Annotated in this window: 11 protein-coding genes, 1 tRNA gene and 1 other RNA gene; 6 read left to right on the plus strand and 7 right to left on the minus strand. The window is 72.5% G+C overall.

Annotated elements, in window-relative coordinates; genetic code table 11:
* Positions 1-30 precede the first annotated feature (30 nt).
* From NYZ95_RS00470 to NYZ95_RS00480, 3 genes are all read right to left on the minus strand, one after another.
* The gene (locus NYZ95_RS00470) at positions 31-561 is read right to left on the minus strand and encodes a LytR C-terminal domain-containing protein (RefSeq protein WP_262848657.1); all 531 of its coding nucleotides are present in this window, start codon (positions 559-561) and stop codon (positions 31-33) included.
* Between the two features lie 2 nt (positions 562-563).
* Positions 564-860 (minus strand): type II toxin-antitoxin system VapB family antitoxin, encoded by a 297-nt coding sequence (locus NYZ95_RS00475; protein ID WP_167001140.1) that lies wholly within the window; start codon positions 858-860, stop codon positions 564-566.
* A gap of 110 nt (positions 861-970) precedes the next feature.
* Positions 971-1,058: transfer RNA gene (locus NYZ95_RS00480), tRNA-Ser, on the minus strand.
* 93 nt (positions 1,059-1,151) lie between these two features.
* Here NYZ95_RS00480 and ffs point away from each other — a divergent pair.
* The 6 genes from ffs (at position 1,152) to NYZ95_RS00510 (ending at position 9,236) form a co-directional block, all read left to right on the plus strand.
* Positions 1,152-1,248: signal recognition particle sRNA small type (ffs, locus tag NYZ95_RS00485), an RNA gene on the plus strand.
* A gap of 42 nt (positions 1,249-1,290) precedes the next feature.
* Positions 1,291-1,881 (plus strand): carboxymuconolactone decarboxylase family protein, encoded by a 591-nt coding sequence (locus tag NYZ95_RS00490; RefSeq protein WP_262847645.1) that lies wholly within the window; start codon positions 1,291-1,293, stop codon positions 1,879-1,881.
* 274 nt (positions 1,882-2,155) lie between these two features.
* On the plus strand, positions 2,156-4,120 hold the full coding sequence (locus tag NYZ95_RS00495) for a DNA polymerase III subunit gamma and tau (protein WP_443677468.1): 1,965 nt from the start codon (positions 2,156-2,158) through the stop codon (positions 4,118-4,120).
* 147 nt (positions 4,121-4,267) lie between these two features.
* Positions 4,268-5,437: a hypothetical protein gene (locus NYZ95_RS00500; protein WP_262847647.1), complete on the plus strand. Its 1,170-nt coding sequence runs from the start codon at positions 4,268-4,270 to the stop codon at positions 5,435-5,437.
* Between the two features lie 89 nt (positions 5,438-5,526).
* Positions 5,527-6,534, plus strand: a complete 1,008-nt coding sequence (locus tag NYZ95_RS00505; protein WP_262847649.1) for an alpha/beta hydrolase — start codon at positions 5,527-5,529, stop codon at positions 6,532-6,534.
* Entirely contained in the window at positions 6,531-9,236 is a 2,706-nt protein-coding gene (locus tag NYZ95_RS00510) for an aminodeoxychorismate synthase component I (RefSeq protein WP_262847650.1), read from the plus strand. The genes NYZ95_RS00505 and NYZ95_RS00510 overlap by 4 nt, the downstream gene beginning before the upstream one ends.
* Before the next feature lie 95 nt (positions 9,237-9,331).
* On the opposite strand, the gene NYZ95_RS00515 is transcribed toward NYZ95_RS00510, so the two are convergent.
* Genes NYZ95_RS00515 through NYZ95_RS00530 form a run of 4 tightly spaced genes read right to left on the minus strand, consistent with a single transcriptional unit; the run spans position 9,332 to position 11,868 of the window.
* Positions 9,332-9,826 (minus strand): SNARE-associated domain-containing protein, encoded by a 495-nt coding sequence (locus NYZ95_RS00515; protein WP_262847652.1) that lies wholly within the window; start codon positions 9,824-9,826, stop codon positions 9,332-9,334.
* Between the two features lie 43 nt (positions 9,827-9,869).
* Positions 9,870-11,222: a hypothetical protein gene (locus NYZ95_RS00520; RefSeq protein WP_262847654.1), complete on the minus strand. Its 1,353-nt coding sequence runs from the start codon at positions 11,220-11,222 to the stop codon at positions 9,870-9,872.
* The gene (locus tag NYZ95_RS00525; RefSeq protein ID WP_262847655.1) at positions 11,219-11,662 is read right to left on the minus strand and encodes a hypothetical protein; all 444 of its coding nucleotides are present in this window, start codon (positions 11,660-11,662) and stop codon (positions 11,219-11,221) included. The genes NYZ95_RS00520 and NYZ95_RS00525 overlap by 4 nt, the downstream gene beginning before the upstream one ends.
* Complete coding sequence (locus tag NYZ95_RS00530; protein ID WP_262847657.1) at positions 11,659-11,868, minus strand: hypothetical protein; 210 nt, start codon at positions 11,866-11,868, stop codon at positions 11,659-11,661. The genes NYZ95_RS00525 and NYZ95_RS00530 overlap by 4 nt, the downstream gene beginning before the upstream one ends.
* Positions 11,869-11,870: the final 2 nt, after the last annotated feature.

Raw genomic sequence — 11,870 nt, forward strand, 5'->3', positions numbered from 1 at the left:
GGGCCCGTGTCCTGGCGACCGTACGCGTCGTCAGGACACGGGCTCCGTCAGGTCCGGGACGCAGATCGTGACGCGGTTCTTGGCCTTCATCGACTCGATCGTCTTCTTCTTGAGGCCCTCGAACTTCTTGCCGATGAGGATCTCGACGTTGGCGTCGTCGCCGGGCACGCCCTTCGTGTACTGCACCTTGCCCTTGAACTGAGCGCCGACCAGGCGGGCGTCGACGCGGTTGGGCTCGCGGGCGACCACGCGGACGTTGCCGATCCGGGTGTCCTCGGGAGCGTTGGTGATCGTCCCGGGCAAGAAGCCTCGGGTCTGCAGGTTGATCATGGTGCGGTTGGCCAGGCCCGAGCGCTCGCTCGCGTTGAGGACGTTCACCCGCACCTGGTTGGTGGACAGCTGCTCGCCTCGGTCGAGCGTGCGGTTGCGGCAGGTGTCGGCAGCGACCTCCGGCAGGCTCGGCGGCTTGGCGAAGAGCAGGCGGACGCCCGTGTAGGTGCCGCCGACGAAGACGGCGACGAGCACCGCCATCGTGAGGAACGTACGCAACCCCCGGGTCATGGTCACCTGTCCATCGTGTAGATGCGGGCGTGCATCACCTGGCGCTGCTGGAGGGCTGCGCGCAGCGCGCGGTGCAGACCGTCCTCCAGGTAGAGCCCGCCCTGCCAGCCGACGACGTGCGGGAAGAGGTCGCCGAAGAACGTGGAGTCCTCGTCGAGGAGGCTGGCCAGGTCGAGCTGGCGCTTGATGGTGATGAGCGTGTCGAGCCGGACCTGCTGCGGCGGCAGCTTCGCCCACTGGCTCTGGGTCAGGCCGTGCTCAGGGTACGGCTTGCCCTCGCCCACTCCTCGGAAGATCACCCCTGCAGTCTAGTCAGGCCGACCTCGGCTCTCGCCGCCGCTCAGGGCACGTCGTCGCGCCGCGTACGACGACGGCCCGGACCGCGTCGTGCGGGCCGGGCCGTCGTGGCTGGCGGAGGATAGGGGATTCGAACCCCTGAGGGCGTTAACCCAACACGCTTTCCAAGCGTGCGCACTAGGCCACTATGCGAATCCTCCGCGAGCAGGGTACCCGTTCGCGCCTGGCGGCCGTGAATCGGGCCGGGGTCGAGCCCCGTGCCCGAGGACGTTGACCGTTGTCGGTAGGATGACGGCAGTCCCTCGCGCGGCGGTATCTCGCCCAACTCCCCCAGGGCCGGAAGGCAGCAAGGGTAAGTGAGCTCTATCGGGTGCGCGAGGGACCTTTTCATGTCTGCACCCTCCCGGACCCCCGCGGGTCCATGCTGGGGTGATGTTCCTCGAAGAGCCGCCCCAGACCGACGCCGTCACCGCGATGTACGCCGGGGACCGAGACGCCGGCGGGTACGTGGACAACCTCACACGCCTGTGGGCCTGGCGCCCTGACGTGAACGACGCGTTCACCGCGGCGCGGGCGGCGGTCGCCAGCGACAGCGCGCTGACCGACGACGACCGGGCCGTCCTCGTCGTGGCGGCTGCGGCGGCCCGCGGCGACTCCTACTGCTCGCTCGCGTGGGGGCGCCGGCTCGCCGGTCTCGCCGACCCGGCGACGGCCGCCTCGGTGATCGAGGGGCGGTGGGAGGTCCTCGAGCCGCGTGCGGCCGCGCTCGCGGCGTGGGCCGACGCGGTCGTCCGTGACCCGAACGCCACGTCGCCCGACGACGTCGCGCGACTGCGCTCCGTCGGCCTGGACGACCGTGCCGTGCTCGAGGCCACGGTGTTCGTCGCGCTCCGGCTCGCGTTCTCGACGGTGAACGATGCGCTGGGCGCGCGGCCCGACCGGCAGCTGGTCGAGACGTCGCCGCCCGAGGTGGTCGACGCGGTCACGTACGGGCGGCCGCCCGCGGACGAGCGTTCGGTGTGAACCGACGACTCCTGCCTGTGGGCGAAACTGTGGATGAACTCCCCATCTCTGTGGATGGCGTAGCGGTGCCTGTGTACGACCCTCTGGATAGCCGAAAAAGTCCCCGGATGCCCTTGCACGCCGGGCAAACAGCACGGTAGGACAGTGCAAGTGCGCCTCGGGCGCCGTGCGAGAAAGCAAACCCCCGGAAGGCCCCGCGACGCTGATGTCGTGGGGCCTTGCGCATCAACGGCGGCCTCCGCCGACCGTCATGAGCGATCGTTAGGGTTGAGGCGTGGACGAACCCATGGCGTTGTACAGGCGCTACCGCCCAGAGACGTTTGCCGAGGTGATCGGCCAGTCGCACGTGACCGAGCCGCTGCGGCACGCGCTGGCCAACAACCGCGTCAACCACGCCTACCTCTTCTCAGGACCTCGTGGGTGCGGCAAGACGACGAGCGCGCGCATCCTCGCGCGCGCCCTCAACTGCGAGCGCGCGCCGGTGGCCGACCCGTGCGGCGAGTGCCAGAGCTGCCGCGACCTCGCGCGCGGCGGGCCGGGCAGCATCGACGTCATCGAGATCGACGCCGCGAGCCACGGCGGTGTCGACGACGCGCGCGACCTGCGCGAGCGGGCGTTCTTCGCGCCGGTCAACAGCCGCTACAAGGTCTACATCATCGACGAGGCCCACATGGTCTCGAGCCAGGGCTTCAACGCGCTCCTCAAACTCGTCGAGGAGCCACCCCCGCACCTGAAGTTCATCTTCGCGACGACCGAGCCCGAGAAGGTCATCGGCACGATCCGGTCACGGACCCACCACTACCCGTTCCGGCTCGTCCCGCCGAAGGTCCTCACGTCGTACCTCGAAGAGCTCGGCCGGACGGAGGGGGTGCCGCTCGAGCCCACGGCGCTGCCGCTCGTCGTCCGTGCAGGCGGCGGCTCGGTCCGTGACACCCTCAGCGTGCTCGACCAGCTCATCAGCGGTGCCGGCGACGACGGGGTCACGTACGACCTCGCCGCCGCGCTGCTCGGCTACACGCCCGACTCGCTGCTCGACGAGGTGGTGGACGCGTTCGCCGCGGGCGACGGGGGCGCGGTGTTCGCCGCCATCGACAAGGTCGTCGAGACCGGGCAGGACCCGCGCCGGTTCGCCGAGGACCTGCTCCAGCGCCTGCGCGACCTGGTGATCGTCGCGAACGTGCCCGACGCGATCTCCATCGGGCTCATCGACATCCCCGGCGACCGTGCGGAGCGCATCGAGAACCAGGCCGCGCGCTTCGGTCGCGCCGACCTGACGCGCGCCGCCGACGTGGTGAGCGCCGGCCTGACCGAGCTCCGGGGGGCCACGGCGCCACGGCTGCTCCTCGAGCTCATCTGCGCGCGCATCCTTCTGCCCGGCGCCGACGCGACTCCCGACGGCCTCCAGGCGCGGCTCGACCGGATCGAGCGACGGCTCGCGATGGTCGGCGAGTCCACTCCGCAGGCAGCACCTGCTCCGGTGGCCGCGCCTGCTCCGGCCGCTGCGCCTGCTCCGGTGGCCGCGCCTGCTCCTGTAGCGGCGACCCCGCCCGCGCCTGTTCCCGCGCCAGAGCCGGCGCCTGCCGCCGCCGCGCCTGCCGAGGCGCCCCAGCAGCCGCCCGCAGCACCTGGCGCCGTCGGTGTGGCCGACGTCCGCCGGCTGTGGCCGCAGATCCTCGACAAGGTCCGCGCGCTGCGGCGCTTCACGTGGGTCATGCTCAGCCAGAACGCCCAGGTCCACTCGCTGGAGGGCAGCACCGTCACGATCGGGCTGGTCAACGCCGGCGCCCGCGACTCGTTCGCGCGCAGCGGCTCCGACGGCATCCTCGCCAACGCGCTCGCGGACGTCCTTGGAGGGACGTGGCGGGTCGAGGCGATCGTCGATCCCTCGGCCGCCGGCGGCAGCGCCGCGCCCGCCCCGGCGCCGCCCACCCGTGCGCCGGAGCCGGCCGCCCCGGCAGACGCCGCCCCAGCGCCGGCTCCCCGTCCGGTGCCCGAGGCGCCGCCCGCGTCGGCAGCGCCACCCTCCGACGCTCCCGCGCGACCGGAGCGTGCCAGCGCCGACGCGATCGCCGCCGCTCGCGCCCAGCTGCGCGAGGACGTCGCACGACCTGAGGCGTACGACCCGGACCGGCACGCCCGCGCGGACGACCCGGCGATGGACAACGACGGTCTGAGCCACGAGGAGCTGCTGAGCCGGACCCTCGGTGCGCAGGTCATCAGCGAGATCCCGCACGACTGAGCAAGACACGCTCTCGTCGCCCGACGTTTGTCGTCTCGCCGCCTCGGTGTCGGAAAACCGCCAACTCCTCTAGGTTCGATGTGCAGGAAGCACATCCGACGAGAGGAACCCATGCGCCACCCGCTCGTACGATCAGGGGCCGCCCTCGTGGCCGCCACCGCTCTGCTCCTCCCCACCACGTCCGCCGTCGCCGAGCCGGCGGGCGAGCGTACCCCCACCTCCGCGCAGCAACGCGCGGACAAGCCCTCGAGACCACCTGCCCTTCCTCGCCACATCGACGGCGGCGCCTGGCCGACGAGCCATGTCCAGGGCGCCGCGATCGACGAGCGCGAGGGCGTCGTCTACTGGTCGTTCACGCAGATGCTCGTCAAGACCGACCTCGACGGCAACGTCCTCGGCACGGTGACCGGGCTCACCGGCCACCTCGGTGACCTCGACTTCAACGAGAAGGACGGCCGCGTCTACGGCTCGCTGGAGTACAAGGCCGAGGAGGCCTTCTACATCGCGATCTTCGACGGCGACAAGGTCGACCGGGTCGGCATGGACGCCGAGACCGACGGCGTGATGACGACCGTCTACCTCCCGGAGGTCGTGGAGGACTTCACCGCCGACATGGACGGTGACGGGACGTTCGACGGAGACACCGCCAACACGGCCGACCACCGCTACGGCAGCAGCGGCATCGACGGCGTCGCGTTCGGCCCCGCCGCCGACCAGGGCAAGGGCAAGGCGAAGGGCAAGCAGGTGCTGCGCGTCGCGTACGGCATCTACGCCCACAAGGACCGCATCGACAACGACAACCAGGTGCTGCTGGAGTACGACGTCTCGGGCTGGCGCCGGTACGAGCGGCCGCTCGCCCAGGACGCCCCGCACCGCAGCGGCCCGCGCGAGGTGCGCAACAAGTACTTCGTCTTCACGGGCAACACCACGTACGGCGTCCAGAACCTCGAGTACGACGAGGCGTCGGGCAACTGGTTCCTCGCCGTCTACGAGGGGACCAAGCCCAGCTATCCGAACTACTCGCTGTTCGTCGTCGACGGCGACCGTCCGCCGTACGAGGCCGTGGTGCGCGGCCAGGCCGAGCCCGAGCTCGGCGACCACCTGACGCTGCTGCCGGAGGGCCAGTACGACCCGGCGTCCTCGACGTTCGGGTGGACCTTCGACGCGTCGTACGGGCTGGTGTCTGTCGGCAACGGCTACTTCTACGGCGCCTCGGGTGGCCCCGTCACCGAGGACGGCGTGAGGAAGCAGACCGGCGCGCTCGACCTCTACCGGTGGACGGGCGAGACCCCGACTCCGTTCGAGAGGGTCGGCTGACTCCGAAGACCGTGACGGCTCGCCCGTGCGCCTCCCCGTACGCTTTCGGCGTGGGAGGCCGCGGGCGAGCGGCCGCGAGAGGAGCACCGATGACCAGCTGGCAGCCGGACGTGCTGGGCGTGGGGTACGAGCAGCACCGCATCGACCTCGGCGAAGACCCCGACGGCGAGGGCCGTATCGACGCCACCCTCGTACGCCGGGTGCCGCAGCCCGGCGAGGTTGCCACCGGAGCGGTCCTGTACGTCCACGGCTTCAGCGACTACTTCTTCCAGACCGCGCTGGCCGACTTCTTCGCCGCGCGCGGCCTCGCCTTCTACGCGCTCGACCTGCGCAAGTGCGGTCGTTCCCTGCATCCGGGGCATACCGCGCACTTCGTCTCCGACCTCGCCTCGTACGACGTCGAGCTCGAGCAGGCGCTGGCGATCGTCCGCGCGGAGCAGGGCGGCGACGTCGTCCTCGCGGCGCACTCGACCGGCGGCCTGATCCTCCCGCTGTGGCTCGACCGACGTCGCCGCGCCGGCAAGCGTGAGGAAGACGTCGCGGGACTGGTGCTCAACAGCCCGTGGTTCGACCTCCAGGGCGCGCCGTACCTCCGCACGGTCGGCACCGAGGTCGTCAAGCTCGTCGGTCGCGTGAAGCCCACGACCGTGATCAAGCTGCCGCCGGGAGACGCGTACGGGTCGAGCCTGGCTGCGTCGCACTTCGGGGAGTGGGAGTTCAACACGGCGTGGAAGCCGGTCACCGGCTTCCCGGTGACCTTCGGCTGGCTGCGGGCGATCCGGCTCGGGCACGCGCGGCTCCACCGCGGGCTCGACGTCGGGGTGCCGTCGCTGGTGCTGCGCTCGTCGCGCAGCCACTTCACGTCGAGGTACTCCGAGGCCGTCGACGCCGCCGATGCCGTCCTCGACGTGCGGCAGATCGCACGCTGGGCGGGCTGCCTGGGTGGGGACACCCACGTCGTGCCGATCGAGGGGGCGCGGCACGACGTCTTCCTGTCGACCGAGGGACCGCGCAAGCGGGCGTACGAGGTCGTCGACGCGTGGCTGCGTCACGAGACGCACCTCGTCTCGGCTCCCCTGGAGACCCCCGCGCGATGACGGCACCCGCCGTCCGCCGGCGGGTCGGAGAGGTCGCGACCGGCACGCTGCTGCGTCGCCTGCGCGACCGGGAACGCCTGGTGGCGCTGGTCGGGTCGTGGGACGACGGGCACGACCTCGTCGCATACGACCCGGACAGCGTGCTCGGCGACGGCGAGGACCCGTTCGCGCTCGGGACCGGGCCGGACACCGACGGCGCCGCCGGCGGGACCGCGGCGGGCACCTGGGTCGGCTGGTGGGGCTACCCGCTCGGCGCCCGGCTCGAGGACATCGGCACGGCGCCGCCACGGCCGTACCCGCTACCCGCTGCCGACCTGGCACGCTACGACACCGTGCTGCGCCGCGGTGTCGACGGCGTGTGGTGGTTCGAGTCGGTGGCGGCGCCGGCGGAGGTCGAGCGACGTTGGCTCGAGCTCCGGGAGCTGCTCGACGGCGCAGACCCGCTCCCGGCCCCGTACGCGCTGGAGCCGTTCGTGGCCGTCCCCGGCCTCGAGGCCCACCGCGAGGCGGTGCGTCGCGCGATCGCGCACATCCACGCGGGCGACCTGTTCCAGGCCAACGTCTGCCTGCGGCTGGAGTCGCGGCTGAGCGGGGACCCGCTCGAGATGTTCGTCGCCGGCGTCGAGGCGCTGGGCCCGGCGTACGCGGCCTTCGTCGCCGGCCGTACGGGGACGGTCGTGAGCCTGTCGCCCGAGCTGTACGTGCGGCGGACCGGCGACCGGGTGGTGTCGTCGCCGATCAAGGGCACGGCTCCGGCCGACTCCGATCCCGCGGCGCTCGCGGCCTCGGTCAAGAATCGGGCCGAGAACGTGATGATCGTCGACCTGGTCCGCAACGACCTGGGCCGCGTGGCCCGTACCGGCACGGTCGAGGTCACCGCGACCGCCGCTCCGCGGGCGCACACGGGTGTCTGGCACCTGGTCTCGGACGTCGAGGCGCGGCTCCTGCCGGGTGCCTCGGACGCCGACGTCCTGCGGGCGTCGTTCCCGCCCGGCTCGGTGACCGGTGCGCCGAAAGTGCGGGCGATGCAGGTGATCAACGCGCTCGAGGCCACGGGGCGCGAGGTCTACACGGGTGCGATCGGGTACGCGGGGCCGCGCGGGCTCGAGGCGAACGTCGCGATCCGGACCTTCGAGCTGCGTGGCGACCGGGTGTGGCTCGGGGTCGGCGGTGGCGTCGTCGCGGACTCCGACCCCGAGGACGAGCTGCGCGAGTGCTTCACCAAAGCGGCCCCGCTCCTGCGCGCCGTCGGCGGCGTCGTCGCAAACCCGCTGGTTGGTCGAGTAGCGGCGAGCCCTCTGGTTGGTCGAGTAGCGGCGAGCCCCCAGGTTGGTCGAGTAGCGGCGAGCCCCCAAGGGCGAGACGCGTATCGAGACCACACCCCCGCAACCCCGGATCCCGCGGCGGGGATCTTCGACACGCTCCTCGTCCGCGACGGTGACCCCGTCGACCTCGACGGGCACGTGACGCGGTTCGCCGGTGCCGCACGCACCACGTACGGCATCGCCCTCGACCCCGACGCGCTGGCCGTACGCGTGGCCGAGACCGCAGCCCCGCTCGCCGGCGCGCACCGCCTGCGTCTCACGCTCGACCCCCGTACGGGCGCCGTCGACGTGACCGCCACGCCGGCCGGCGCCGTACCGTCCGACCCGTGGGTCCTGCGGCCCGTCGTCGTCCCCGGCGGTCTCGGCGACGCGAAGTGGTGCGACCGCACCGTCCTCGACGCGCTGCCGGGGGCGCCGTGGACCGCCACGCGCGACCCGCTGCTCGTCGACACCGACGGCAGCGTGCTCGAGACCGGGCGGGGCAACGTGTTCGCGGTGTTCGACGACGGTGTCCACACTCCGGCGCTCGACGGCCGGATCCTGCCCGGCGTGACGCGTGACGTGGTGCTCGGGCTGCTGCGCGAGCGCGCGGTCCCGGTGTACGAGCGTCGGATCGCCCTCGACGAGCTGGCCTGCGCGACCGAGCTCTTCGTGACCAACGCGATCGGTCGCGTCCGCGCCGTCACCGAGGTCGAGGGGATCACGTGCCGCGCCCCCGGCCGTACGACGGCATGGCTGCGCGACCTCGACGCCTCGGCGCGACCGGTCACGACGAGCTCCGTGCCTCGCCCAAGGGCAGGCGCGCGGGTGCTGCTCATCGACAACTACGACTCGTTCGTGCACAACCTCGCGCAGTACGTCCGCGAGCTCGGCGCGCAGGCCACCGTGGTCCGCAACGACGCCCTCGACGTCGAGGCGCTCGTGCGGAGGCGGCGCGCCGGCGACCTCACCCATCTCGTCATCTCGCCCGGGCCCGGAGCACCGTCCGACGCCGGCGTCAGCGTCGATGCCGTCAGAGCGCTCGGGGCGACCACGCCGGTGCTCGGGGTGTGCCTCGGGCACCAGGCGATCGGCGAGGCGTACGGGGCGCGGGTCGTACGGGCGCCGCGGCCGGTCCACGGGTCGCCTTCGCTGGTCCACCACGACGGCCGCGGCGTCTACACAGGGCTCGACGGCCCGCTGGTGGCGGCGCGCTACCACTCGCTCGTCGTCGAGGACCTGCCCGAGGCGCTGGAGCCGACCGCGTGGAACGCCGAGGGCGTCCTCATGGGGGTCCGTCACCGCGAGCACCCGGTCGAGGGCGTGCAGATCCACCCGGAGTCGATCCTCACGCCGCGCGGCCACGACCTCCTGGCGAACTTCCTGTCCCCAAGGTGATGCGCGCCCGACCCCGATTTGGGCAGTTGGCCACGCAATCCGACGCCGGTTCCGTGGCCAACTGCCCAAATCGGGGTCGGGTCGCGACGCGGCCGCTACAGTCGCGACCGTGACCGGCGCCGGCCTACGGCGATCGCCGCCACCACGGCGACGACCGTCACGACCGCGAGCGTGAGGCCCCAGCCGGTGGTCAGCCCGGCGCCGACGGCGGCGTAGAACGCCGACATCCCGATCGTCGTCCACACCAGCGCCCAGGCCATGCATCCGGGGATCATCGCGGCCAGGTAGAGCGGGAACGGCATCCGCACGATGCCGGCGCCGGCGTTGATCACCGTCTGCGCCCCGACGGTGAGGAAGGAGACCGGCACCGCGAGCGCACCCCAGCGGCGGACGACGTCGGCACCGCGCTGGGCGGAGTCACCGTCCAGCCAGCCGTGCGCGCGGGCGCCCCAGCCGCCCTCCGGGTGGGTGCGGGTCAGCACCTGGACGGTGGCGACGCGCGCGATCCAGTACGTCGCCTGCGCCCGGAGGAAGACGACGACGAAGAAGAACAGCCAGACCGTGACGGCTGGTCCCTCGGGTCGTTCCACGCCCCCAGCCTAGGAACCCCCGACCGCCGCCGGAAGAGCGCCCTCAGCCCGCGAAAAGCAAGAACAACCCGAGGAACGTGTACCCGACCATCACCAGCATCAGCGCGAGCTGTCCGGTGAGGTGGTGCGCGCGCGGCAGGAGCCGGATGCACCGGTCGTGCGCTGCGATCACGCCGAGGACGTGGCCGGTCAGGACGAGCCCGACCTTGAGCACGCCGAGCAGGTGCGGGTGCTCGGACAGCCAGTACGACACCTCGAGGCTGCCCACCCCGAGGACGTCCCAGCCGCGGTCGAGCGGATCGGCGAGCGCGATGGCGGTGCGCTGGCCCTTCTCGACGAGGTACGTGAGGTAGTGCGCGCCGACGTAGCCGACGACGATCGGCACCAGCGAGTGGGCGAGCTCGCCCGGCATCGCGCGCCGCTGGACGCCGGTGAGCCCTCCGGTCGCGCGCGCGGCCAGCACGAACACCAGCGCGACCAGACCGATCATCGCGAGCAGCCCGAGCGTCCGGTACGCGACGCCGAGCGCGGGCGTACCGGCGTACCAGGACTGGACCTCCGTCAGCCACCACGAGGTGCCGGTGGTGGAGTCGAACGCAGTCGAGCCCAGGAGAACCGCGACGACGGCCACGATCCCGGCGTCGACGGGGAGGCCGGCGAGGTTCGAGAGCGGGTTGCGCAGCACGACCCGGCGGTCCTCGGGTGAGCGCCGCCCGAACGGCGAGAGCGCGGCCACGAACGCCGCGTACACGTCGAACGGGTCCGCCCGCTCGAACCACCGGCGGCCGAAGAGCAGGGCACCGACCACCCCGTACGCGAGGTAGCCGACGAGCCACACCCGGACCGTCGGCAGCGCACCCGGGTCTGGCGAGGCGAGCTCGGTCCAGACGAACGCGAGCAGCCCCAGCGCGGCCGGCCAGTAGCCGAGGCGCGCGGGGTAGGTCCACACCCCGACAGCGGGGTCGCGGCGGAGGACCGCGCACGCGGCGCGGTGCAACGCGCGGGCGGGCGAGAGGGACGCCCAGACGTGGCCGCACAGCAGCGACAGCGGGACGATGCCGACCCACAGCAGGACGTAGAACGCGCCGGGGGCCCCGTTCGTGGGACCGGGCTCACCGCCGAACGCCGCGAGCGCGACCCACGCCGTGAACCCGACGCCGACCACGCCGAGGACCGCATGAGCCGCGCCGCTGTCGATCGTGCGGGCGACCCACGCCGGGAGTGCGACTCCCGGTGTGCTCGGGTCGAGCCGGGGGCGCCGCCACGCGAGCGCCAGCACGGCGAACGAGACCGAGAGCGCCCATGCCGCGCCGACCATCGCGTACTCCAGGGGTACGGGGAGGTCGGTGGAGCCGCCGACGCCGTGGGCGAGGACGACGTCGTCGCGCAGGGTCATGGCCGGACGTCGATCGTGGCGATCGTCCCCCCGACCTCGTGCGACTCCAGCGAGACGCTCCCCGGGACGTCGACCTCGAACGTGAACGACTGCGTGCCCGCCTCGACCTCGAAGGTCTCCTCGGGCTCGGCGTGCAGGTGGAGCTCGTCCTCGGTGTCGGAGGTGACGTCCACCGTGATCGTCTCGCCGACCTTCGCCTCGTGCGCCTCGCCGAGCGGGCGCACCTGGCCCTTGGCGATGCTGACGACGATGACGAGCCCTTCGGCGTCGATCGTGGGCGTGGCGGAGGGCGGCGGGGTGTCGGCGGTCGTCGACGGCGCAGGGGTGGAAGGCTCCACCTCGGCAGCGTTCGTGACGTCGGTGGCCGGGTCCTGCGCACAGCCGGTGAGCGCGAGCAACCCGATGATGGCGAGGGCGGCGAGCGTACGGGGCGGGGTCATCGGTCGTCCTCCTGGACGGTCGGATCGGTGGTGGCGTCGCGGACCCCGCTCTCGTCGGCGGTCTGCTCGGCGAGCTCGCGTGCCTCGGCCATCCTGTCGCGCTTGGCGATCACGAGGACCACCACCGTGATCGCGATCGCCGGGACGAACGCCGGGATCGTGAGCAGCAACGGGTGGTGCGCGAGGAGCACCAGGTCAGGAGACATCG

This window comes from Mumia quercus, from assembly GCF_025506335.1.
Lineage (GTDB): Bacteria > Actinomycetota > Actinomycetes > Propionibacteriales > Nocardioidaceae > Mumia > Mumia quercus.